Origin of the sequence: Amycolatopsis sp. EV170708-02-1 (genome assembly GCF_022479115.1) — a bacterium.
Lineage (GTDB): Bacteria > Actinomycetota > Actinomycetes > Mycobacteriales > Pseudonocardiaceae > Amycolatopsis.
On sequence record NZ_CP092497.1, the window covers coordinates 8,714,782 to 8,737,016 of the forward strand.

21 protein-coding genes and 1 pseudogene are annotated in these 22,235 nt (G+C 69.0%); 9 read left to right on the forward strand and 13 right to left on the reverse strand.

The window, feature by feature from the left end:
* Nucleotides 1-6 precede the first annotated feature (6 nt).
* The 3 genes from MJQ72_RS39875 to MJQ72_RS39885 form a co-directional block, all read right to left on the reverse strand.
* Nucleotides 7-993 (reverse strand): MCE family protein, encoded by a 987-nt coding sequence (locus MJQ72_RS39875; protein WP_240596070.1) that lies wholly within the window; start codon nucleotides 991-993, stop codon nucleotides 7-9.
* A 106-nt stretch (nucleotides 994-1,099) separates the two neighbouring features.
* Nucleotides 1,100-1,483 carry a PPOX class F420-dependent oxidoreductase gene (locus tag MJQ72_RS39880; protein ID WP_240596071.1) on the reverse strand — a complete coding sequence of 128 codons (384 nt, stop codon included), beginning with the start codon at nucleotides 1,481-1,483 and terminating at the stop codon, nucleotides 1,100-1,102.
* Nucleotides 1,484-1,519: 36 nt separating this feature from the next.
* Nucleotides 1,520-1,912, reverse strand: a complete 393-nt coding sequence (locus MJQ72_RS39885; protein ID WP_240596072.1) for a MerR family transcriptional regulator — start codon at nucleotides 1,910-1,912, stop codon at nucleotides 1,520-1,522.
* Between the two features lie 56 nt (nucleotides 1,913-1,968).
* Here MJQ72_RS39885 and MJQ72_RS39890 point away from each other — a divergent pair, with 56 nt between their 5' ends.
* Nucleotides 1,969-2,922: an SDR family NAD(P)-dependent oxidoreductase gene (locus MJQ72_RS39890; RefSeq protein WP_240596073.1), complete on the forward strand. Its 954-nt coding sequence runs from the start codon at nucleotides 1,969-1,971 to the stop codon at nucleotides 2,920-2,922.
* Here MJQ72_RS39890 and MJQ72_RS39895 read toward each other — a convergent pair.
* Entirely contained in the window at nucleotides 2,919-4,007 is a 1,089-nt protein-coding gene (locus MJQ72_RS39895) for an alpha/beta hydrolase (protein WP_240596074.1), read from the reverse strand. The genes MJQ72_RS39890 and MJQ72_RS39895 overlap by 4 nt on opposite strands.
* Before the next feature lie 140 nt (nucleotides 4,008-4,147).
* Between MJQ72_RS39895 and MJQ72_RS39900 the strand changes: the two genes are divergently transcribed.
* Both MJQ72_RS39900 and MJQ72_RS39905 read left to right on the forward strand, forming a co-directional pair.
* Nucleotides 4,148-5,344, forward strand: a complete 1,197-nt coding sequence (locus tag MJQ72_RS39900) for a sensor histidine kinase (protein ID WP_240596075.1) — start codon at nucleotides 4,148-4,150, stop codon at nucleotides 5,342-5,344.
* Nucleotides 5,341-5,988 carry a response regulator transcription factor gene (locus MJQ72_RS39905; protein ID WP_240596076.1) on the forward strand — a complete coding sequence of 216 codons (648 nt, stop codon included), beginning with the start codon at nucleotides 5,341-5,343 and terminating at the stop codon, nucleotides 5,986-5,988. The genes MJQ72_RS39900 and MJQ72_RS39905 overlap by 4 nt, the downstream gene beginning before the upstream one ends.
* Here the strand turns inward: MJQ72_RS39905 and MJQ72_RS39910 are convergent.
* From MJQ72_RS39910 to MJQ72_RS39920, 3 genes are all read right to left on the reverse strand, one after another.
* Nucleotides 5,978-6,622, reverse strand: a complete 645-nt coding sequence (locus MJQ72_RS39910) for a GNAT family N-acetyltransferase (RefSeq protein ID WP_240596077.1) — start codon at nucleotides 6,620-6,622, stop codon at nucleotides 5,978-5,980. The genes MJQ72_RS39905 and MJQ72_RS39910 overlap by 11 nt on opposite strands.
* Before the next feature lie 102 nt (nucleotides 6,623-6,724).
* Nucleotides 6,725-6,928, reverse strand: coding sequence for a cold-shock protein (locus MJQ72_RS39915; RefSeq protein WP_016330817.1), 204 nt, complete (start codon nucleotides 6,926-6,928; stop codon nucleotides 6,725-6,727).
* Between the two features lie 128 nt (nucleotides 6,929-7,056).
* Complete coding sequence (locus MJQ72_RS39920) at nucleotides 7,057-7,752, reverse strand: SDR family oxidoreductase (protein ID WP_240596078.1); 696 nt, start codon at nucleotides 7,750-7,752, stop codon at nucleotides 7,057-7,059.
* Nucleotides 7,753-7,811: 59 nt separating this feature from the next.
* On the opposite strand from MJQ72_RS39920, the gene MJQ72_RS39925 reads away from it, so the two are divergent.
* Nucleotides 7,812-8,375 (forward strand): TetR/AcrR family transcriptional regulator, encoded by a 564-nt coding sequence (locus MJQ72_RS39925; protein WP_240596079.1) that lies wholly within the window; start codon nucleotides 7,812-7,814, stop codon nucleotides 8,373-8,375.
* 19 nt (nucleotides 8,376-8,394) lie between these two features.
* Here MJQ72_RS39925 and MJQ72_RS39930 read toward each other — a convergent pair whose 3' ends face one another.
* Together MJQ72_RS39930 and MJQ72_RS39935 are read right to left on the reverse strand one after the other, a co-directional pair.
* Nucleotides 8,395-9,303, reverse strand: coding sequence for a serine protease (locus MJQ72_RS39930; RefSeq protein WP_240596080.1), 909 nt, complete (start codon nucleotides 9,301-9,303; stop codon nucleotides 8,395-8,397).
* Between the two features lie 38 nt (nucleotides 9,304-9,341).
* Complete coding sequence (locus tag MJQ72_RS39935; protein ID WP_240596081.1) at nucleotides 9,342-10,868, reverse strand: nucleobase:cation symporter-2 family protein; 1,527 nt, start codon at nucleotides 10,866-10,868, stop codon at nucleotides 9,342-9,344.
* A gap of 213 nt (nucleotides 10,869-11,081) precedes the next feature.
* Here MJQ72_RS39935 and MJQ72_RS39940 point away from each other — a divergent pair, with 213 nt between their 5' ends.
* The 4 genes from MJQ72_RS39940 (at nucleotide 11,082) to MJQ72_RS39955 (ending at nucleotide 18,855) form a co-directional block, all read left to right on the forward strand.
* Nucleotides 11,082-15,539: an RHS repeat-associated core domain-containing protein gene (locus MJQ72_RS39940; RefSeq protein ID WP_240596082.1), complete on the forward strand. Its 4,458-nt coding sequence runs from the start codon at nucleotides 11,082-11,084 to the stop codon at nucleotides 15,537-15,539.
* A gap of 60 nt (nucleotides 15,540-15,599) precedes the next feature.
* Nucleotides 15,600-16,808, forward strand: coding sequence for an amidohydrolase family protein (locus MJQ72_RS39945; protein ID WP_240596083.1), 1,209 nt, complete (start codon nucleotides 15,600-15,602; stop codon nucleotides 16,806-16,808).
* Between the two features lie 168 nt (nucleotides 16,809-16,976).
* A complete protein-coding gene (locus MJQ72_RS39950; RefSeq protein WP_240596084.1) occupies nucleotides 16,977-17,705 on the forward strand; it encodes a dienelactone hydrolase family protein in 729 nt (242 codons plus the stop codon).
* Nucleotides 17,706-17,826: 121 nt separating this feature from the next.
* Complete coding sequence (locus MJQ72_RS39955; RefSeq protein WP_240596085.1) at nucleotides 17,827-18,855, forward strand: hypothetical protein; 1,029 nt, start codon at nucleotides 17,827-17,829, stop codon at nucleotides 18,853-18,855.
* Here MJQ72_RS39955 and MJQ72_RS39960 read toward each other — a convergent pair.
* The 3 genes and pseudogenes from MJQ72_RS39960 to MJQ72_RS39970 all read right to left on the reverse strand — a co-directional run.
* Nucleotides 18,803-18,970 (reverse strand): annotated as a pseudogene (locus MJQ72_RS39960) (class F sortase); the annotation flags it as partial. The gene MJQ72_RS39955 and the pseudogene MJQ72_RS39960 sit on opposite strands and share 53 nt — an antisense overlap.
* Before the next feature lie 119 nt (nucleotides 18,971-19,089).
* The gene (locus tag MJQ72_RS39965; protein ID WP_240596086.1) at nucleotides 19,090-19,887 is read right to left on the reverse strand and encodes a hypothetical protein; all 798 of its coding nucleotides are present in this window, start codon (nucleotides 19,885-19,887) and stop codon (nucleotides 19,090-19,092) included.
* 226 nt (nucleotides 19,888-20,113) lie between these two features.
* Nucleotides 20,114-20,443, reverse strand: a complete 330-nt coding sequence (locus MJQ72_RS39970) for a putative quinol monooxygenase (RefSeq protein WP_240596087.1) — start codon at nucleotides 20,441-20,443, stop codon at nucleotides 20,114-20,116.
* 64 nt (nucleotides 20,444-20,507) lie between these two features.
* Between MJQ72_RS39970 and MJQ72_RS39975 the strand changes: the two genes are divergently transcribed.
* Entirely contained in the window at nucleotides 20,508-20,867 is a 360-nt protein-coding gene (locus MJQ72_RS39975; RefSeq protein WP_240596088.1) for a MerR family transcriptional regulator, read from the forward strand.
* A gap of 508 nt (nucleotides 20,868-21,375) precedes the next feature.
* On the opposite strand, the gene MJQ72_RS39980 is transcribed toward MJQ72_RS39975, so the two are convergent.
* The gene (locus MJQ72_RS39980; RefSeq protein ID WP_240596089.1) at nucleotides 21,376-21,990 is read right to left on the reverse strand and encodes a hypothetical protein; all 615 of its coding nucleotides are present in this window, start codon (nucleotides 21,988-21,990) and stop codon (nucleotides 21,376-21,378) included.
* Between the last annotated feature and the right edge of the window lie 245 nt (nucleotides 21,991-22,235).

Genomic DNA, 22,235 nt, shown 5'->3' on the forward strand with positions numbered 1-22,235 from the left:
TGCCACTCACGAGTCGAAACAGCCCTTTTCGTTGAGCGGGCCGAAGGTGGGCAGGACCAGCCCGCACAGGTAGCCGTCGATCCAGCGCCCGTTGCCCGCGACGTTGGTGAGCACCCGGATCGCCGGCGCGAACGCGGCGATCCCCTTCGCCAGCGAATCCTGATTGCGCTGGAGCATCGACGTCAGCCGGTCGAGTTGTTCGAGCACCGGGCCCAGTTGCCCGTCGTTGTCGGCGATGATGCCGTCGAGCGCGGTCGCGAGCCGTTTCGAGCCGTCGAGAAGCTCCTTGATCGCCTGCTGCCGGGTGGAGATCGCGCGCAGCAGCGCGTTGCCGTCCTGGATCAGCCGCTGGGCCTCGGTGTCGCGGTCGGCGAGGGTCTGCGAGACCTGCCGCGTGTTCGCGACGAGCGTTCGGAGCTGCCGGTCTCGGGAGGCGATGGTGCCGGAGAGTTTCGTGATCCCGTCGAGCGCGGAGCGGACGTCGGCCGGAGTATCGGCGAAAGTCGCGGAAATCGTGTCGAAGCTTTTCGCCAGTTGGCCGACGTCGATGGCGTCGACGGTTTTCGACAAATCCCGAAACGCTTCAAGGACGTCATACGGCGCGGTGGTCCGCCTCAGCGGGATCGGGTCTCCTGGATCGAGGATCGCTTCGCCGCGCGGATCGAGCGCCAAGTACTTCTGCCCCAGGACGTTCTTGATCTGGATGGACGCGCTCGTGGCGTCGCCGACCCAAGCGTCCTTCACCCGGAAGGAGACGAGCACGCGATCGCCTTCGAGGTCGATCTCGGACACCTTGCCGACCTTCACCCCGGCGATCCGGACGTCGTTGTCGGCGCGCAGTCCGCCCGCGTCGGAGAATTCGGCGGAATACGTGGTTCCGCCGCCGATCACCGGCAGGGCATCGGCGTTGAGCGCCGCCGCCATGCCGAGGGCCATCGTGGTGAGCCCGGCGAGCGCCACCTTGACCGGATCCGCCGCGCCGAAGGACCTCATCGCCTCACCTCGCAGGTCACGAGCGGCAAAGCTTAGGGGGCCTCCTTGCCCATCGCCAGGCGAAACGTTGCACCGATCGGGTGGCAACGTCCGTCCATTGTGGACTCTAAGAGGCGTCGAGCCGGACTTCGTAGTGAAGCGTCTTGTACTTCTTCATCCGGTGGAAAAGCGGCACGAGGAAGCCGTGCAGGAGCCGATGTTTCCTCGCCAGGAGGGCGGCCGCGTGCCGCGCCTCGGCACCGTCGAGCAGGCGGACCCGCGCGGTCACGGGCGCTCCGGTCGGGACGCCGCGGAACGTCGACGGGGCGATCTCGACCCGCGGATCGTTGCGCATCCGCTTGGCCTTCCACGCCGCGTCATACGTCCGGATGTACGCGTGATCGCCTTCGACGGCGATGTTGATCGGCGTCCCGACGGCCGTCCCGTCCCGTTTGAAGGTCTTCAGCAGGATCGTCTTCTGGTCGGTGAACCTGGTGAGCTGCGTAGTCATGCCCCTGGGACGAAGCCGCCGCGCGAAACGTGACCGCTACCGCCAGAGCTCGTTCGCGGTCCCCCGCGCGACATGCTCCTCGTAGACCTCGACCTTCCGGCTGATCAGGTCCAGGCAATCGGCCAGCTCGGCGATCCGGTCGCGGACGGTGTTCTGGTGGTCCCGCAGCAGTTCGAGCCGCTTCTCCTCGTTTCCCGGCCCTTGGCGAACGAGTTCGGCGAATTCGCGGATGACGGCGAGCGGCATTCCGGACGCCCGGAACTTCGTGCAGTTCAGCAGCCATTCGACGTCGTGTTCGCTGTACACGCGGCGCCCGTTCGCGTCCCGTTTCACCGGCGCCGCGAGCAGCCCTTCCTTCTCGTAGAAGCGCAGCGCGTGGACGCTGAGGCCGGTCCGCTCGGTGACCTGGCCGATCGCGAGTTCCGTCACCGGACCGACGATAGCGCCTTGACCTAGAGGACCCTCTAGCTCTTAGCGTCCGCCTCATGACCACCGCACAACACAAGATCGGCTCCGGCTTCGGCGCGCGCAGCACCGCCGGTGAAGTACTCGACGGCCTCGACCTCTCCGGAAAGCTCGCCCTCGTCACCGGCGGATATTCGGGGCTGGGCCTGGAAACCACGCGGGCGCTGGCGAACGCCGGCGCGCACGTGGTTGTCCCCGCGCGCCGCCCGGCCGACGCCGGGGCCGCCCTCGCCGGGATCTCCGGCACCGAGGTCGCCGAGCTCGACCTCGCCGACCTGGCGAGCGTCGAGGCCTTCGCCCGCCGCTTCCTCGGCACCGGCCGCCCGATCGACGTCCTGATCGCGGGCGCCGGGATCATGGCCGCGCCGGAACGGCGGGTCGGCCCCGGCTGGGAGTCGCATTTCGCGATCTGCCATCTCGGTCACCACGCCCTGGTGAACCGGCTTTGGCCCGCGCTGAAGGCCGGCGGCGCCCGCGTCGTCACGGTGGCCTCCGCCGGTCATCACTCGTCGCCGATGCGCTGGGACGACGTCCAGTTCGAGCGCGGCTACGACCGCTGGCTCGCCTACGGCCAGGCAAAGACGGCGAACGTGCTGTTCGCGGTACACCTGGACAAGCTCGGCGCCGAACACGGCGTCCGCGCGTTCAGCCTGCATCCGGGCGCCATCCTCACTCCCCTGCAGCGGCATCTGCGCCGGGAGGAGATGGTCGAGCGCGGCTGGATCGACGAGCACGGGAACCAGGCCGACCCGGACTTCAAATCGCCGGAGCAGGGCGCGGCCACCCAGGTCTGGGCGGCGACGTCGCCCCGGCTCGACGGGATGGGCGGGCTCTACTGCGAGGACTGCGACATCGCCGAGATCGCCGCCGAAGAGGGCGAGTGGGTCGGCGTGCGCCCGTACGCGATCGACCCCGGTGAGGCCGAGCGGCTCTGGGAGTACTCCGCCGGCCTCACCGGGGTCTCGATCGGCTAGTTCCAGAACTTGATCTCCGGGTTCTCCGCCACCGGCCCGTCGAGCAGGGGCTGATACCCGCCGCGCAGGTTCGCGTCGAAGAACGCGGAGACGTATGCCCTGGTCAGCAGCATTCCGCGCTCGCCACCGAGCAGGCCGGGCTTGCCCAGGCCGAGCTGTTCACCGAGGACACCGACGTCGGTGAAGGACGCGTGCCCTGCCGTCGCGACGCTGATCCAGCGCTTCCAGCCGGTGAGGTTCGGCCAGCTGCCCGCCCAGGTCGTGTCGGGCCCGGCCGGGGTGTACTCGCTTTCGCGGCCGAGCAGCAGGAACGGCCGGTCGATCCCGGACGCGGGGATCGGCGACCACAGCCTGCCGTCCAGGTCGGCGCCCGCCCGGATCCGCCGGTCGCCGACCATCGCGGCCGGCGTGCTGTACCCGCCGATGGAATGCCCGGCCATCCCGATCCGCGTCCGGTCGATGAGCCGGGACCAGCGCGACGACGGCTTGGTCAGGGTGTCGAGGACGAAGGAGACGTCCGCGGAGCGGATCGGCGGGAGCAGCGTGGAGTCGGACCCGCAGGCGGCGCATCCGGTGACGTGCCCGTCGGGGAAGGCGGTGCCGTGGGACTCGTGGTTGTGGCCGATCAGCGCGACCACGAAACCCTTGCTCGCCAGCTCTTCCGCCAGCCCGGTGAGCGTGGTGCGCGGTTTGCCGAATCCCGGGGACAGGACGACGAGCGCGTGCTTCCCCGGCAACGGCGGGGCGTCGACCCTGGCGCTGGTCCGGAGCCCGGAGAGCAGCCCGGGGTCGACGTCGGGGAGGCCCGATTCGGTCAGGAACGCCTTGGCCTCGGCCTCGGTGAGGTACGGCCGTTTCGGGCCGAACGGCACCAGCGCGGGGTAGAACATCGACACCATCAGCTCGCGCGGCCCGGACGGCACCCACGGGTCCTGGCGCGACGAGTCGGTCAGATGCAGATCGGTGGAGCCGACGGGATGCGAGCCGGTCGGCGGCGGCAACTTCAGCCGTGGGGCCGCCGCGGCCGGGCTCGCCAAGGACACCAGGCCGGCGAGGGCGACCAGCGCGACGAGAAGCCTTCTCATGAGGATTCCGTTTCTGTCGGGGATCTTCCTGCGTCCAGCCTCGGGCCCGGTGCCGTATTCGCGCGTCTGCCGCAGGTCGTATCCCGATGTCTGCCGCGAGAGGGATCCGCGACGCCCCGATCCGGGATTACGCTCGGCCGGTGCTCTCCTTCCTCAGGAACCATCCGAAGGCCGTGGACATCGGGCTGACCGCGCTCATCGGACTGTCCACTGTGGTCGCGAGCGACGATCCGGAGGGCTTCGACTGGTGGCTGACCTCCTTGGTGTCCTTGGCTTCCCTGCTCGTCCGGCACCGCACTCCCGTGATCACCTTCGTGACCGGTGCCACCGTCTCTCTCCTGCATCTGGTCATGGGCAACGATCTCCGCCCGGTCGACGTCGTGGCGCTGATCGGCCTCTTCTCCGTGGCGGCCTGGGGATCTCGGCGGCTTTCGTTCACCCTGCTGGCGGCGAGTCTGCTGGTCACCGGCGCGTGGATGATCCACGCCGCCGAATCGAATTCGCGGGAACCGGCTCCGGTACCGCCGCGGATCATCATCATCGATCCGCTGGCGCCTCCCGGGCCCAAGGACGATCAGGTGCAGGACTGGGGTGGTTTTCCCGCCATCGGGTTGTCGCTGGCGGTGGTGTGGCTGGCCGGGCTGAACACGCGGCAGCGCCGGATCCGCCTTTCGGTGCTGGAACAGCGGGCCGCCGACCTCGAACGCGAGCGCGACACCCAGGCCGCGCTGGCCGTGGCCGCCGAACGCGGGCGGATCAGCCGCGAACTGCACGACGTCGTCGCGCACGCGCTTTCCGTGGTGGTGTTGCAGGCGCAGGGCGCCCAAGCCGAGCTGGAGCGACGGCCGGAACGAACGCGGGAGGCGCTGGACGCGATCGTCGGCACCGGGCGGACCGCGTTGAGCGAAATCCGGCGGCTGCTCGGCGCGCTCGGCCAGGACGAGCCGGATTGGGAGCCCCAGCCCGGCGCCGAACGCCTGCCACGGCTGGCCGCCGACGTCCGTTCCGCCGGCACACCGGTCGAGTTCCGGGTCGAAGGCGAACCCCGAACGCTTCCGTCCACAGTGGACCTCGCGGCGTACCGGATCGTGCAGGAAGCGCTGACGAACGTGCTGAAACACGCCGGTCCGGCGGCGTCGGTGACTATCGTGATGCGGTATGAGCCCGAGACGCTGGAGATCGAAGTGACCGACGACGGCACCGCGGCCGAAGTGCCGTCCGGCTCCGGGCACGGCCTCGAAGGCATGCGGGAACGGGTGAACGTACTGGGCGGCACCTTCGACGCGGGACCGCGTCCGGGACGCGGTTTCGCCGTCCGCGCGACCCTGCCGTCATGACGATCCGGGTGGTGATCGCCGACGACCAGTCGCTCGTGCGCACCGGCCTGCGGATGATCCTGGACAACGCGGACGACATCGACGTCGTCGGCGAGGCGGGCGACGGCGCGGAGGCCGTCGCGCTGGTGGCGGAACTCGATCCGGACGTCGTGCTCATGGACATCCGGATGCCCGAGATGGACGGCGTCGAGGCCACCGCCGCGATCGCCGCGGCCCATCGGGCCCGCGTCCTGGTGCTGACCACGTTCGATCTGGACGAGTACGTCTACGCCGCGCTCCAGGCCGGGGCCAGCGGCTTCCTGCTGAAGGACGCGCTGGCGCCGGATCTGCTCTCCGGCGTCCGGGTGGTCGCGTCCGGCGAGGCCACCCTGGCGCCCACCGTCACCCGGCGGCTGCTCGACCGCGTCGTCACCGGCCTGCCCGCGGCGCCGCCGGACGACCGGCTCGCCCTGCTCACCGGGCGCGAACACGAGGTGCTGCAGCACCTGGCCCGTGGCCTGTCCAACGCCGAGATCGCCGAGCTGCTGTTCCTCTCACCCGGGACGGTGAAGACGCACGTCGGCCGCATCCTCACGAAACTCGGCCTCCGCGACCGCGTCCAGGCGGTCGTCTTCGCCTACGAATCGGGGATGATCAGCCGCTGATCGCGGCGGGCGTACGCCAGTGCTTGCCGCGCCGGGGCCGCCGGTGCTGCCCACGCCCGCCGAGGTCGCCGAGCGCGTAAGGAGGCCGTGCGGCGAACTCTTCGGCCGTGATACCCATCCGCACCAGGTACTTGATCTCGCCGCGCACCACTTCGGTGTCCCGCAGCCTGCCTTCCTCGCGGAAGCCGAGGCCGCCGTGCAGCGAGAGCGACGCGAGGTTGCCGCCGTACACGGTGACCTCGCATTTGCGGAAGCCGCGCTGCCCGAACATATGCGCCAGCAGGACGGTGATGGCGTCCGTGGCGTAGCCGCAGCGCTGGTGGCGCGGGGCGATCCCGATGCCGTAGCCGAACCGGCCGGTCGCCGGGTCGGCACCGATGGTGCAGACCGAGCCGACCAGCATCCGGCCGCGCACCGTCTCGATGCCGAAGTGGATGTCGTCGCCCGCGGACCCCGAGCGGTGCGAAGCCCAATGCCGGTGCCCGCCGCCGATCAGCGGCGTCGCCTCGCGGGCCATGTCACGGTCGAAGCCCATCAGGACCCGGCGGTCCCGGAGGCCGACCTCGCGCAACCGCACCTTCCGCCCGACCTGCTCGGGCTCCAGGGCGGAGCGGCTCACCGTGTCCGGCCGCACGGGTGCTCACGAACGATCACAAGCATGCTTCGACGATATCGGAGCCGAAACGCCCGAAGGCCCCCACCCGGTACGGATGGAGGCCTTCGGCGTGAGAGAAAGTCAGATGGCGACGACGCGCTGGGCCTGCGGGCCCTTCTGACCTTGGCCGATCTCGAACTCGACGCGCTGCCCCTCGTCCAGGGACTTGAAGCCGGTGCCCTGAATCTCCGAGTAGTGCACGAAAACGTCCGGTCCGCCGTCGTCCTGAGCGATGAAGCCGAAGCCCTTTTCGCCGTTGAACCACTTAACGCTGCCCTGAGCCATACTTTTTTACCTGCTCTTCATAGCGAGTCTGAGCCCATTCGATGCCCCGATCTCGCCGTCCATTGTCGCAGGTCTTGCCCGTTCGCACACGCTGCCGTCCCAAACCGGGTCATTTCCCCAGGTCAACATCAACCTTGGCGAGTCGGCCGGATCGTCAGATCGCCGATTTCGACGTCTTCGGGCTGCTCGATCGCGAAGGCGATCGCCCTGGCGACCGCCGCTGGGTCGATCCCGAGTTCGGCGTGACCGGAGAGCGCGGTGCGGACGTAGCCCGGTGAGATCGACGTCGTCCGCAGGGCGCCGTCGGTGCTCTCCTGCCGGAGGCCCTCCATCAGGGTGCGGACCGCGTTCTTGGTGCCGGCGTACACCGCCTGGGTGGGGACGATCCGCAGGCCCGCCGTCGAAACGACGGTGACGAAATGACCGCTGCCCTGCCTCCGGAACACCGGCAGGGCGGCGGCGATCCCGTGCAGGACCCCCTTGAGGTTGACGTCGACCATCGCGGACCAGCCGTCGACGTCGAGATCGGCGAGCGCGCCGAGCTCGGCGACACCGGCGTTGCCCACGAAGACGTCCAGGCGGCCGAAGCGCTCGACGGCGACGTCGACCAGGGTCTCGAGGTCGCCGGGGTCGGTGACGTCCACCCGCGTGGCGGCCGCCTGCCCGCCGTCCGCCTCGATCTCGGCGACCAGCTCGGCCAGCCGATCGGCACGGCGGGCGCCCAGGACGACCGGCGCGCCGAGCGAGGCGAGAAGCCGGGCGGTCGCCGCGCCGATTCCGCTACTGGCGCCGGTGATCGCGACGACCTTGCCGGAAAGGGTCATGACCATCCTCCGTCTAGAGTGGACACATGTCCGGTTACCCCGACCAGCTTAGCGGACACATGTCCGCTTCTGCCGAGAGCGGCCCTCGCCGCGCGGATGCCCAGCGCAACCGCGAACGGATCCTCCAAGCGGCGCGCGCCCTCGTGCACGAGCCGGGGGAACTGAAGCTCAACGCCGTCGCGAAGGCCTGCGGCATCGGGCAGGGCACGCTCTACCGGCACTTCCCGACCCGCGAGGACCTCCTCGCCGAGGTTTATCGGCGCGACGTGGAGGATCTGGTCGCCGCCGCTCCGCTGCTGTTGGCCGAGCACCGGCCGCTGGACGCCCTGGCCGCGTGGTTCGACCGGGTGGCCGCGTACGCGAGGGTGAAACGCGACGTGTTCGCGGCCGTCGAGGCGGCGACGTGGCGCGACCTCGCCGCCCACAGCCTCGGCCCGATCGGCGAAGCGCTGGAGCTGCTGCTGGCCGCCGGCCGCTCGGACGGCAGCGTCCGAGCCGACGCCGAAGCCAGGGACGTGATCGTGCTCATCGGCTGGCTGTCGCGGCTGGACGACGCCGAACTCGACGCGCGCGGGCCGCGGCTGCTGTCGATCCTCGTCGACGGTCTCCGGGCCCAGGCTTGAGGCGGCACGGACGTCGCACTCAGAGTTCGCCCGCCCGCTCGTACAACTTCCGCACCGGCTCGGTGAAGGCGGCGCCGCTCAGGTCCGTGGTCACGCCGTCCTCGGTCATCGTCCCCCGGCTCGTGACGCTGAAGAGCGTGCCCTTGCCACTGGCGGGATCGAAGTTCCGCAGCCACGGGCCGCCGCTGGAGCCGCCCGCCAGATCGCAGTCCGTGTTCCACGTCGTGGTCACCGAATTCGCCTCGCGTGTGGCGGGCCGGACGCAGGAGAACAACGCCTCGCCGCCGGCCGCCCGCGAAACGGGATAGCCGAGGATCGTCGTATCCACAGGGGACGGTAGCTCGGCGAACGAGATGTCCTGGGTGCCCGCGACGTCCTCGACGTGGTGGCCGCCGACCGGGTCCAGCGCGATCACCGCGTCGTCGTCCGACCCGCTCGTCGGTCCCGAGTACGTGCTGGACCAGGCGAAGGACCGCGCCGGGAACACCCCGTGCGGCGCGGCGCCGTGATCGTAGCCCGGGACGAACACGACGTTGACGATCTTGATCGGCCGGTCGAACCGGTCCAGTCCGCCGTTCACGCAGTGCCCGGCGGTGAACGCGACATCCTTGCTGGAGCTGGGAACCACCGTCGCCGTGCAGGATCCGTCGACGCCGGACTCGGCGGTGAAGAACAACCTCCCGACACCCGGCGGGACCGGCCCTTCCCAGACGCGGCCGATCTTCTCGGCGGGCGGCAGGTCCTCGTCGCCCACCCATTGCCGCATCCGCTCCGGTGTCCAATGGGCCAGGGCCGCCGCCCGGTCGGCCTCGCTCACGACGGTGACGACCCGGTCGTCAGCCGTGGCAGGAGCGGCGACGGCCACCGTCGCGGCACCGAAGGCGGCCGACAGGGCGACGATCCGGCGAACTGCGTGCTTCAAGTCCATACGAGGTGGACGTTCCGGCCGCCGGGGAGGTTGTTCACTCACCCGTGTGCGTCGGGCTCCGAGCCGATCCGATAGGACACGGGCCTGCCTTCCTCGTCCCGCACCTCGACCGGCTTGCCGTCGGCGTCCACGATCTTGCCGTCGACGATCTTGTCGCCGTTTTCGAGGCGGGAGAAGGCTTTCAGATCGGAATAGTCGATCACCCTGGTCGCCGTCGCGAACACCGACGGATCGCCGCCCGCCTTGGCGGGCTTCAGGTGATTGAACAACAGGTTCAGCACGACGGCCGTGAGCGCGGCGGAGCTGATCCCCGAGTGGAAGATCGTGCCGACCCACGCCGGGAAGTGGTGGTAGAACTCCGGCGCCGCGATCGGGATCATGCCCATCCCGACCGACGCCGCGACGATCACCAGGTTCATGTTCCCGTTGTAGTCCACTTTGGACAGTGTCTTGATACCGGACGCCGCGACCGTGCCGAACAGCACGAGGCCGGCACCGCCCAGCACCGGGTACGGAATCGCGGCCACCACGCGGCCGAGCACCGGGAGCATGCCGAGGATCAGCAGGATCACGCCGCCCGCGGTCACCACGAACCGGCTCCTGATCCCGGTGATCGCGACGAGGCCGACGTTCTGCGCGAACGCGCTCTGCATGAACCCGTTGAACACCGGCGCGATCGCCGAGGACGCCATGTCGGCGCGCAGCCCGTCGCCGATCCGGCGTTTGCCGACCCGCGTGTCGACGATCTCCCCCACCGCGAGGATGTCGGCCGTGGTCTCGGTGAGGGTCACCAGCACGACGATGAACATCGACACGATCGCGGCGACGTCGAAGGTCGGCATGCCGAAGGCGAACGGGGTCGGTACCGCGAAGATCGGGCCGTCCCAGACCTGGGAGAAATCGGCCTTGCCCAGTACGGCGGCCAAGACGGTGCCCACCACGATCGACAGGAGGATCGAGAGCCGGGAGATCGCCGGCACGGCGACCTTGCTGAGCAGCAGCACGATCGCCAGCGTCATCGCGGCCAGCCCGACGTTGGAGACCGAACCGAACTCCGGCGACTTGGTGTTGTTGCCCATCGCCCACTGGGCCGCGACCGGCATCAGGCTGAGCCCGATCACCGTGATGACCGTCCCGGTGACGACCGGCGGGAAGTACTTCACCAGCCGCGAGAACACCGGCGTGACGAGCAGGCCGAGCGCCGCCGACGCGATCACCGAGCCGAAGACGGCGGGCAGTCCGCCGTCCGCGACGATCGCGGTCATCGTCGCCACGCCGGCGAAGGAAGTGCCCTGGACCAGCGGCAATTTGGAGCCGAAGAAGGGGATCCCGAACGACTGCAGGATCGTCGCCAGCCCGCCGATGAACAGGCACGACGCGACGAGCAGCCCGATCTCCGCCGTCGAAACGCCCGCGGCGCCGCCGATGATCAAGGGTGGCGCGATGATCCCGCCGTACATCGTCAGGACGTGCTGGATGCCGTAAGTGAAACTCTTGCCGATCCCGAGCCGTTCGTCCTCGGGCCTGCCGCTCGCGGCCGTTTCGGCCTGCGTCCTCTTCACCATGGATCCGCCTCTCGGTAGAAGCGAGCGATGCCGGGCAATTTCAATCTGCGGAGGTTAACTTCCGCATGGCAGAACTTGCAAGACCCTGCCCCTACGGGTCGACCTCCCGGCGCGCGGGCAAAGATCCTTTCCCGCACGGGGAACGGGAGCGCGGCGCTGGTAGAAATCGCCTTGCCCAGTCGGCGAGGATCCCGAGGCAGGAAGACGGCACATATGGCGAATCCGCTGGTCGCTGAACGTGAGGACTCCACCAAGGGGCACTCCGGCGTTCCGCTGCTGGAATCGGCGAACGACCTCAAAGAAGGCATCGAGAAGGGCGACTGGGCCGCCGTCGCGATGGGTGCCGTCGGGACGGCTCTCGACGCGCTGTCGATGGCCATGGATCCGTTCGGGTCGATCCTCGCCGCGGGCGTCGGCTGGCTGCTCGAACACGTCGGCCCGCTCTCCGACGCGCTCGACGCCCTGACCGGCGACGCCGACCAGATCAAGGCCCAGGCCGAGACCTGGGCCAATATCGCCAAGGAACTCGGCGCCGTCGGCACGGAGCTGACCGAGCTGGTCAAGGCCGACCTGCAGACCTGGGCGGGCGACGCCGCGGACCGTTATCGCGAGCGCTCGGCGGACACCGTCAACGTCCTCACGGCCGCGCAGAAGGGCTGCGAAGGCGCCTCCAGCGGGGTCAAGACCGCGGGCGAGGTCGTCGCCGCCGTCCGCACCCTCGTCCGCGACATCATCGCCGAACTCGTCGGCCACCTCATCAGCTGGGCGCTGCAGGTGCTGTTCACCCTCGGCATCGGGCTGACCTGGGTGGTGCCGCAGGTGGTGACCGCGGTCGCCAAGACCGCCGCGAAGATCGCCGACATCACCACCAAACTCGTCAAGGCGCTCAAGGGCCTGATGCCGCTGCTCAAACGGGCCGACTCGCTCTTCGACGACGCGGCCAAGGCCCTGCGCAAGCTGAAGGGCGGGAAGGTCGACGCCCCGCCGCCGCCCAAGACCAAGGGCGGCAACGATCGCGGGCTCGACACCAAGAAGGACAAGGACCCCGACGAAGGCACCTCCAGCTCCAGCGCCGACGGCAAACCCGACAACGGCAACAACGGCGGCGGAGGCGGCAACTCCAGCGACAAGAGCACCAACACCAAGAGCGACAACGACCAGACGAACAGCAGCGGCACCGGCGGCGGGGGCACCCGGGACCGGGGCGGAAACAACGACACCACCAAGAAGGACGGCAACGGCGACCGCTCGACGTCTTCGGATTCCAAGAACTACTGCGGTGACCCCGTCGACGTCGCGACCGATGAGGTCGTCATGAAACAGGTCGACGTGACGTTGCCCGGCGACGCCGCGGAGCTGGAGCTCTCCCGCACGCATCTGTCGTCCTACACCGCGGGCCGCTGGTTCGGTCCTTCTTGGACGTCCACAATGGACCAAAGGCTGGCGTTCGCGGGTGACCGGGTGCTGTTCTACGCCGAAGACGGCATGGTGCTCACCTATCCCGTTCCGGCGGGCACACCGGTGCTTCCGGTGCAGGGGCCGCGGCATCGGCTGCGCCGCGCGGCGGACGGCTACCGGCTGTCGATGGGCGATCGCGAACTACGCTTCGCCGGGGCGGGCCGGATCCTGCCGCTCGTGGCCATCGAGCAGAACGGCGGACGCACGGAGTTCGCGTACGCGGCCGACGGCACACCCGTGGGGCTTCGCCGTGACGACGGCGTCGAACTCGCGATCGGCACCGCGAACGGGCGGATCGTCGCGCTCGGCGCTCCGGGACAGCCTCCGCTCGTGCGCTTCTCCTACAACCGGCACGGCCAGCTCAGCACCGTCACGGACTACGCCGGCCGCCCGATGACCCTCGACTACGACTTCGGGCACCGGCTCGTCGGCTGGAAGGACCGCACGGGCACCTGGTACCGCTACGTCTACGACGACGCCGGGCGCTGCGTCCGCGCCGTGGGCGCGAGCGGCTACTACAACGCGACGTTCGCCTACGAGCCCGGCACGACCCGGCACACCGACGCCGTCGGCCACACGTGGACGTACCGACTCAACGACGCCAAGCAGCTGATCGAACGGATCGATCCGCTGGGCAACTCGCAGCGCTACAGCTGGAACCGGCGCGACGAGCTTCTGTCCACAGTGGACGAGCTCGGCCGCGAGACCGGTTACGAGTACGGCGAAGACGGCCAACTGGTGGCCGTCCACCGTCCCGGCGGGGACACGGTGTCGCTGGCGCACACCGAGGGCGCCGTCCGGCTGTCGGCGGGAGACGTCCAGCGGACGGTCCCCGCGTTCGACCCGGCCACCACCCTCACCGGCACCGGGCTGCCGGTGGAGATCCCGGACGCGCCCGACCCGCTGACCGACGCCCCCGTGACGGATCGCCCCGGCGACCGCGATCTGTTCGGCCGCCCGCGGCTCGCGTACACGGCCTCCGGTGGCGCGGCGAAGCTCGGCTGGACGGCCGACGGCCGCCGCGCGTGGCGGCTCGGCCCGGACGGCGGTCGCGAGACGTGGGTGCACGACGCGGAAGGCCACGTCGTCGAGCACCGCGACGCGACCGGTGCCGCGCGGCGCCGCAAGTACGGCCCGTTCGGCCTCGTGCTGGAGGAGACCGACGCGGCGGGCGCGCGCACGCTGTTCACCTACGACGGCGAACTGCGGCTCACCTCGGTGACGAATCCGAACGGTCTCACCTGGCGCTACGTCCGCGACGCCGCGGGACGGCTCGTCGAAGAGACCGACTACGACGGCCGCCGGATCGGCTACACCTACGACGCCGCCGGGCAACTGCTTCGCATGACCAGCGGTACGGGCGACGCGACCGAGTACTTCTACGACGTTCAGGGCAACGTCGTGGCGCGGCGCACCCCGGACGACGTCACGCGGTACGAATACGACGCGCTCGGCAGGATGACCGTCGCCGAGAACATCGAGTCGCGGGTCGAGATGGTGCACGACGACGGGGACCAGGTCGTCGTCGACACGATCAACGGGCTCGGGGTGTGCTGGCGGCACGAGGGCGACACGCTCCTGCGCCGGACTTCGTCCGGTGTGGACAGTGAATGGCGGTTCACGGAATCAGGACTGCCGCGCTCGCTGCGGATCGCGGGGCACGACATCGAGTTCGGCTACGACGACGCCGAACGCGAGATCACGCGCAGCGTCGACGGCACCGTGGTGCTCCGGCGGCGTTTCGACGCGGAAGACCGGCTCGCCGAAGAGGAGATCGCGGGCGTCGGGACGCGCGTGTACGGCTACCGCCCGGACGGCAGGCTCGCCGCCGTCGACGACGCGATCAGGCCGTGGCGGCTCGCCTTCGACACCGCGGGCCGGGTCAGCGAGGCGCACGGACCCGCCGGGGTCGAGCGGTTCACCCACGACGCGGCGGGCAACCTCACCCTCGACGAAGGCGTCTACGACTCCGACGAGCGAGGGCGCGTCACCGCCGACCGATCCTGCGCCTACGAATGGGACCACCTCGACCGGCTGCGTTCCGTGCGCACACCCGACGGCGCGCTGTGGACCTACCACTACGACCCGCTCGGGCGGCGGTTCGCCAAACGCCGCTGGCTGATCGACGAGGACGGCGAGGCCGAACTCACGCACGACGTCCGCTTCCTGTGGAGCGGGATGAACGTGGTCGAGCGCATGGACTACAACCCGGCCGACGAGTCCTACCGGCTCTTCACCTGGGAACGCTACGACGACGACCGCCCCGTCGTGCAGATCGAGCGCACCGGCGATGACGTGTCGTTCCGCGCCGTGATCACGTCGCCGGCGGGCACGCCGACCGAGATGCTCGACGACCGCGGCACGCTGGTGTGGCAGGACCGCAGCAGTTTCTGGGGTGTGCCGCTGCCCGGTGCGGACACCGCGTCGATGCCGCTGGCCTTCCCCGGCCAGCACCGCGACGAGGAGACCGGGCTGCACTACAACGTTTTCCGGTACTACGACCCGCGGACGTCGCGCTACCTCAGCCAGGATCCGCTCGGTCTCGCTGCCGCGCCGAACCCGGTCGGCTACGTCGATCAGCCGCTGCTCATCGGCGACCCGCTCGGCCTCGTCCCGCCTTGCGGGCGGAGCGGTCCGGGCAGGCAGACGCGGCCGCAGCCGGTCGGCGGCAGGGGGCAACCGCTGCCGCCGCGAAGGAGCCCGAGGGGGCACTACAAGCGCGTCGACAAGATGACGAGAGAAGAGTTCGAGGCGTTCAAGCCGGAACTCGAACAGATCCTGAAGGCCGACAAGCACTACTTCTGGTCAGGCGGGCACAAGCGGCGCAAGACCGACGGGTCCGAGGAGTACCTCGGCCCGGTCATGGATACGGCCGAGCAGATCGCGAAGAAGGACGGCGGCAATACGCTCGAAGGAATCCTCAAGGACCACGGCATCCGGATGCCCGGTTGGATCAACGACCCCAACGACCCGAACAAGGCACTCGTCCAGGAGAAATGGGACTTCGTCTCCGAGACCTTCGCCAAGAACTCCACCAAGGACACGCACGTGGTCTTCCCCGGCTGGCCGGGGAAGGGTTTCGACACCTTCCCGTACCGCCGTGAGGACAACGTGTTCAAGGTGACCGAGTACCCGCGGCTGCAGGAAATGGGCGTCGACATCACCAAGCACAACTCCATCACCGGCCACAAGCGTCCGTACCGGGACACCTGACGTTGCCCCTGACGGAGCGCTTTGGTATACCAAAGGGAGCTCGTCGAGAAAGGTGCTCCCGTGTTGATCCGTGACGTCCGCCCCTGGGGTGGACAGCGCAGCGACGTCGAAGTGGCCGATGGCCGGATCACCGCGGTGCGGCCGCACGATCCCGCCGCCGCGACGGCGCCGGACACCGTCGACGGCCGAGGGCGGCTGCTGTTCCCGTCGTTCAGCGACGTGCACGTCCACCTGGACTCGACGCGGATCGGGCTGCCGTTCCGGCCGCACACCGGCGCGCCCGGCGTGTGGGCGATGATGCTGAACGACCGCGAGAACTGGCGAAACGCCGAAGTCCCGCTGCCCGAACGCGTCGCCGGGACACTGGAGCGGATGATCGCCAACGGCACCACCCGCGTGCGCACCTACGCGCAGGTGGACGTCGATTGCCGGCTCGAGAAGCTCGACGCCGTCCTCGCCGCGAAGGAGCGCTTCGCCAAGCACGCGGACGTCGAGATCATGGCGTTCCCGCAGGCCGGGATCCTGCGCGAACCCGGCACCGTGGACGTGCTGGAGGCGTCGCTGCGCTCGGGCGCCACGGTCGTCGGCGGGATCGACCCGTGCTCGCTGGACAAGGACCCCAAGGGGCATCTCGACGTCGTGTTCGGGCTCGCCGAGAAGTACGGCGTCGAGGTCGACATCCACCTGCACGAACCCGGCCACCTCGGCGTGTTCTCCACCGATCTGGTGATCGAACGCGTCCGAGCGCTGGACATGCGCGGCAAGGTCACCCTGTCGCACGCGTACGAACTGGGCTCGATCTCGGAATCGGTGAGCCGTCGCCTGATCGACACGTTCGCGGAACTGGACATCGCGATGGCGACCGTCGCGCCGTCGACCGACGGACAGCTGTCGCTCGCGGACCTCACGACCGCGGGCGTGCGCGTCGGCCTCGGCGAGGACGGGCAGCGGGACTACTGGAGCCCGTACGGCAACTGCGACCTGCTCGACCGCACCTGGCAGCTCGCCTTCACGAACGGCTTCCGCCGCGACGACCTGATCGAGATGGCGCTGGCCGTCGCCACGATGGGCGGCGCGTCGATCATGAGCCACGACGTGCCGCGGCTGGCCGGCATCGCCGACCGCCCGGGGGTGGCCGTCGGCGACCGCGCCGACCTCGTGCTGGTGGACGGCGAGACCCCGACGAGCGCGGTGATGGACCGCGGCAAGGACCGCACGGTGCTGCACGACGGCGTCGTCGTGGCGGACGGGCTTTCGGTGGTGGGTTAAAGCGTTGGCGCGCGATCGCGGCCGCTGCTACCTTGCCGGGGGCCGTGCGAGCGAACGAGGAGGTGGTACCCGTGGACATTTCGACATGGGTGCTCCCCTCAGGGGTCACGGTCGGGCGATAGGTCGTCCGGGAGCGCCGTCTCACGAGCACTCCCGAAAGGCACGACCATGCGTTTCACTTCCGAGAAGCACCTCGAAAACGGTGTCCTCGAACGCGAATTCCTCCTCGGCGAGATCCCCGGCATCCTGTGGACGCCGGATTCCGCGACACCGGTCCCGCTGATCCTGATGGGCCACCCCGGCGGCCTCGGCACCATGCACCCGCGGCTCGTGGCCAGGGCCCTGGGTTGCGCGGCGGAGGGCTACGCCGCGGCCACCATCGAACTCCCCGGAGCCGGTGACCGGCCACGTTTCCCCGTCGTCGACGAGGCCCGCGCCGATCTGCTGCGCGTGCTGAAGGCCGGGGAGCCGGTCACCGACGACATCGTCGACCGGCTCGTCCTCCCGCTGGTCGAAACGGCGGTCCCGGAATGGCGGACCACCCTCGACGCGCTCCTCGCACTGCCCGAAATCGGCGGCCCGGTCGGGCTTTCGGGTGGGGTGATCGCGATCGGCACCCGGCTGGCGGTGGTCGAGCCACGCGTCGAAGCCGCCGTGCTGTTCGCCGGGAGTTATGTTCCGCGCAGCATCCTCGAAGAGGCCCGGCAGGTCACCATCCCGCTGCATGTCCTGCTGCAGTGGGACGACGAAGGAAACGACCGGCAGCAGGCGCTGGATCTGTTCGACGCCTTCGGCTCCCGGGAGAAGACGTTGCACGCCAACATGGGCGGGCACACGGGTGTCCCGTGGTTCGCGGGGGAAGCCGCGGGCCGGTTCCTCGCCCGGCACCTGACGTGATGTTCGGGGCCGCGGCGGTACGAACCGTGCCGCCGCGGCCCCGGCACGGGTGCGCCGCCCGTATCCTGGTCTGTTCCGCACGAGGCGGACCCGCGAACCGCGGCGATCACCGGAGTGCGGAGTGGACGAACAAGCCCGAGACATCCTGTGCGGTCTGACGGCGAACCCGGCGTTGCCCGGCCGCCTGCGCGCACTCCTGCCCGCCCGGCCCGCGGCATCGCCACCCGACACGATCTGGGCCGACGTCGACCCGGACGTCGCGCGGGCGGCTGATCCCGCCACCTCTCCGGACGAGGTGGTCGCGCTGCTGGACCACGACCACGCGGTGGTCCGGTGGACACTCGCCGGTCGTCCGGATCTGGCCGGCGAGATCCACGGACGGCTGGCCGCCGATCGCATCCCCGGAGTCCGTGCGGACCTCGCCGCCAATCCTGTCGTGGTGTCGGCGTCGATCCTGCGCGGGCTGGCGAACGACGAGGACGCGGACGTTCGGCGGAGCGTGGCGCACAACCCGTCCGTCCCGCTGGACGTGCTCGTACACCTGGCCGAGACGATCCGGATCGGGCCGAACCTGTTGCCCCGCGTCATGTCGGCGACGGACGACGAGCTGCGTCTTCTCACGGCATCGTCGTCCGCGCGGGTCCGCATGCTGGCCGCCCAGCGCACCGCACTGCCCGCGGACGTCTTCGAACTGCTCGTGGCGGACGACGACATCCGTGTCGCCAAAGGAATCGCGCCGCATCCCGCGCTGTCGGCCGACCGGCTGCGGGCGCTCGCCGCGCGCCACGGGCCGGGCCTGTTCCGCAGGCTCGCCACGAACCCCAACTGCGATCCGGAGCTGCTGCACCGGATGGCCCGCGACGCCACCGCACGCCGGACCTACCGCGCCGTCGCCGAACACCCGAACACCCGCGGGGAAACCTTGCTGATCTGTCTCGCGGACGATGTCGCGCGACGGTGGGCCGCGGCGCACCCGAACCTGCCTGCCGACGTCCTGCTCGGACTCGTGGAAGACCCGGGCCTGGCCGGATACGCGGCCGCCAACCCGTCACTCCCCGTCGAGGTGATGGAGCGGCTGATCGCTGCTCACGGCCCGGTCACCCATGCCGGGCGTGGCCGTCGTCCCCTTCGAGCCGAGCGAAAACGATGACGTTGTCACGGTACGAGCGCGCTGTCCGGTCGAAGGAGCCGCCGCAGGTGATGAGCCGTAGTTCCGGGCCGGCGGTGCGGCCGTAGACCTCCTTGGTGGGGAAGCGATCTTTGGGTGCGTGAACCGTCCGCGTCTCCTTTCATGACCGGCATCACGAGTCGAAGGATTCTGCCCCTTCGAGAGCCCGGCCATGGCACGGACCGGGCGGGGCGGCGCCCGGCCCGTGCGTTGGCGTCAGGCCAACCGGACCTGGAAGACGGCGACCCGGGCGTCATGCCCGTCCACTCGCATGTCCACCGTCTTGGTGTCGATGAACTGCTCCTGGACGACGCCGTTGCCCGCCAGCCAGTTGATGCGGTCGATCCCGGTGCCGAAGCACCGGCGCTCCGCGTCCAGGCTGGTGGCCTTGTAGTAGTTCGGGTTGTTGGTGTCCGCGGTCCAGAAGACCAGGCGCCCGACGTTGTGGTGCGCGAGCACGCGACTGGCGTGGAGTCTCTTGTGCTCGTTCCACTCGTCGCGCAGGTCGGCACGCTGGTCGCCGTTGTACGCGTTCGCGATGTAGTGCGAGTTGATCAGCGCGAATTGGAGCGTCGGGTGGCTCTGGTGACGCACCACGACCTCGTTGATCCAGCGCGGCGGGGTCACCCCGGTGATGCCGCCGTGCACATACGTGGTCTTCGCGCTCGCCACCTCCCACGGCTGTGGGATCGAGATCGGGACCCGGAACGACGTGTTGTGCCGCAGGAACGCGTTGTTGTACAGGGGCCCGAAGTAATGGTCGATCATCGCGGGCTCACCGGTGTCGCCCTCGTTGATCTCCTGCCAGCCGACCAGCGGCCGCACCAGGGAGTCACAGTTGCGGACGGCGTCGATCGCGGCCTCGCGTGCCCCGAGGTTGTCGCGGCCGATGTTGGCGGTGACGATCGGCAGCCGGATCCATCCCGTCGCGGCGGAAGCCGTACCGGTACCGGCGGCCATGAGGCCGAGCGCGGCACCACCACCGAGAGCGAGCGCCTTACGTCTGTTGAGCATTCCGGACACAGAAGATTCCCTTCTCGCGCTGTCACAGCGGGACACAGCCCGTGAAAGTGTCACAGAACGCGGTGCGGTTGTGACCCCTTTGCGCCAAAACTGCCGCTTGCCGGTCAGTGCTCCGAACTTGTGAACGCCCGCGTTGCCGCCGATCGCGGCCATGACCACGACAAGTACCGCGAGCCTTCCTCGACCTGGTCTGCGGCATCATCTGGTGCCGGCCCGGTCAGGCCGCGATGGCCGGATAGGGACTCTTCATAGCGCCGAAGTAGGCCTCGGGCGCTCCCTCCAGGTGCTCGGGCAGTTCGTCCATGAAGGCGCGCAGCAGCGGGGTCGTGTTGTGCCGATCGAGGTCCTCCTGCGAACGCCAGGTCTCATAGAGGAAGAACCGGCCGTCTTCTTGCTCGTGGAGGTGGTACTGAAGGTTGCCCGCGTGCCCTCGCGACGGCTCGACGAGGTCCAACAGGAGGCTCCTGAGCTCGTCGGTGTGCCCGGGCTTGGGGGTCAGGAAGCCGTAGAGGGAAACGGGCGCCGGCGCGGTCGAAATAGTCGTCATGCAAGCGACGTTAAGAGCTGACATCAATGTCAGCTTCAAGCCGCTGCGGTATGAGATGGGTCATATGAAGATCGGGGAGCTGTCCCGCGAAACAGGCGTTGCCGTACGGCTTCTCCGCTACTACGAGGCCCAAGGGCTGCTCACCTCCCGCCGCAGCGAAGGCGGCCACCGCCAATACGATCCCGAGGCCCCCGCCGCCGTGACCCGAATCCGAACGCTGCTCGCCGCCGGGCTCCCTACCAAGGTCATCCGCGAGCTCATGCCCTGCTTCGTCGGTGACGGGACCCAACTCCAGGCCTGCGTTTTCGACCACCTCAGAACCCAGTACGCCGAGCTGGACTCCCGCATAGCGGACCTCACCCGAGCCCGCACGGCTCTGGGAGACATCCTCCAAGCCTCCACCCGAGCGGTCATCCACAGCTGACCACGTATTTCGGCGCAGCAAGGGCAAACGGAGACGAAAGAGTGGGCCGCCTGGGGCTCGAACCCAGAACCTACGGATTAAAGCGCAGTGCCGCGAGGTGTCGGATTTCGACCATCCGCGCAGGTCAACACGGACATCACAGCCGAACCAGGTGTCAGGCCCTATCAGGTCGTGCCGGGCTCTACGTCAGCAACGGAGCCCAATCGGAGACGGCGTGCTCCCCCATCGCCCACTCTTTCAACACTAAAGTCGGCTACCGAGGAGCTTCGCCAGATCGCCCGTTACGTGGAGAACCGAGGCACCATTCGCCTGGGTCGATCCTCACCGGCCGCGGACGGCCAGCCCTGCCGTTCACAGCATGTCCGTGTCCGTGCTCCCGTCTTGTGCTGCCTCGGACACGTCATCCCCATCGAGACTATTGCGTCTCGCGGCCTTGCCTGCAGACAATTGAGCGCCATGCTGTGCTCGGGTCCGATCAGAGACCGGATGGCTCGCTTAACTTCGGACGCTACAGCCTGCCGCCGAGAAGTCGCGCCAGCGAGGCGTACCCGGGGATATTGGCAGCCATTGGACTACCGGCCAACGTCAAGTGCGCGATCCGGACCCCACCGTGGCTCCGCTTCACGGTTACGACCAGGGTGTCGAGGTCCTCGTTCCGGCACCACATCGCCGCTTCCCCGGCGTCCGCCAGCGGCTGGGCCTGCCCCTCACCCCGACAGTCCCGCTCGGCAACGGCGAGCGCGCTCTCCGGCGCCGCCTCACCCTTGATGGCGGTCACCATCAAGCTACCGACACCCGACCCATCATCAACACGACTGAACTCGCAACCATAGGCGATGCTCCGCTGTCCCTCCACCGGCTTCTCCTCAACCGACCGGTAGGCGGCCTTCGACTCCAGGGCACTTCGAAGCTCATCGGCGCCAAGGAAGCCGCAAGCCGAGGAAACCACTTCCGGCGAAACCACCGGAGCCCAGCTCGGAGAGGGAGCCGAGACCGAACCGACCGGATTCGCCACCACGCTCCCCGCACCGATCGAACATGAGCAGCACAACATCACCGGCAACAGCCAAAGTCCGCGCAAGCGTTTCAAACTAGACCCATCATCAATCATCTCAACAGCCAAATATTTAATTTTCACTCAGCGGCGATCGATACTAATGATCATCTAAGCTGACCGCCTTCATAAGCTGAACATCGGCCGACCAACCATCAGGGCGTGACGACGGTTGCACCCATTGAAACCCCGACCTCGCCCACTTTTCCCTAGCGCGAGCTACTCCAGCGGGGGTTGCATCCTCGTATCCAAATTCAGTTCCACAGCAGTCGCAAATATCATAGCTGGGCGTCTTCCCATCCTCCCCCCACGGA

Excerpts from the sequence above, each read along its gene's own strand:
- MJQ72_RS39875 (WP_240596070.1), bottom strand. The coding sequence starts at position 993 with ATGAGGTCCTTCGGCGCGGCGGATCCGGTCAAGGTGGCGCTCGCCGGG.
- MJQ72_RS39880 (WP_240596071.1), bottom strand. The coding sequence starts at position 1,483 with ATGACTACGCAGCTCACCAGGTTCACCGACCAGAAGACGATCCTGCTG.
- MJQ72_RS39890 (WP_240596073.1), top strand. The coding sequence starts at position 1,969 with ATGACCACCGCACAACACAAGATCGGCTCCGGCTTCGGCGCGCGCAGC.
- MJQ72_RS39895 (WP_240596074.1), bottom strand. The coding sequence starts at position 4,007 with ATGAGAAGGCTTCTCGTCGCGCTGGTCGCCCTCGCCGGCCTGGTGTCC.
- MJQ72_RS39905 (WP_240596076.1), top strand. The coding sequence starts at position 5,341 with ATGACGATCCGGGTGGTGATCGCCGACGACCAGTCGCTCGTGCGCACC.
- MJQ72_RS39915 (WP_016330817.1), bottom strand. The coding sequence starts at position 6,928 with ATGGCTCAGGGCAGCGTTAAGTGGTTCAACGGCGAAAAGGGCTTCGGC.
- MJQ72_RS39920 (WP_240596078.1), bottom strand. The coding sequence starts at position 7,752 with ATGACCCTTTCCGGCAAGGTCGTCGCGATCACCGGCGCCAGTAGCGGA.
- MJQ72_RS39925 (WP_240596079.1), top strand. The coding sequence starts at position 7,812 with ATGTCCGCTTCTGCCGAGAGCGGCCCTCGCCGCGCGGATGCCCAGCGC.
- MJQ72_RS39930 (WP_240596080.1), bottom strand. The coding sequence starts at position 9,303 with ATGGACTTGAAGCACGCAGTTCGCCGGATCGTCGCCCTGTCGGCCGCC.
- MJQ72_RS39935 (WP_240596081.1), bottom strand. The coding sequence starts at position 10,868 with ATGGTGAAGAGGACGCAGGCCGAAACGGCCGCGAGCGGCAGGCCCGAG.
- MJQ72_RS39940 (WP_240596082.1), top strand. The coding sequence starts at position 11,082 with ATGGCGAATCCGCTGGTCGCTGAACGTGAGGACTCCACCAAGGGGCAC.
- MJQ72_RS39950 (WP_240596084.1), top strand. The coding sequence starts at position 16,977 with ATGCGTTTCACTTCCGAGAAGCACCTCGAAAACGGTGTCCTCGAACGC.
- MJQ72_RS39965 (WP_240596086.1), bottom strand. The coding sequence starts at position 19,887 with ATGCTCAACAGACGTAAGGCGCTCGCTCTCGGTGGTGGTGCCGCGCTC.
- MJQ72_RS39970 (WP_240596087.1), bottom strand. The coding sequence starts at position 20,443 with ATGACGACTATTTCGACCGCGCCGGCGCCCGTTTCCCTCTACGGCTTC.
- MJQ72_RS39975 (WP_240596088.1), top strand. The coding sequence starts at position 20,508 with ATGAAGATCGGGGAGCTGTCCCGCGAAACAGGCGTTGCCGTACGGCTT.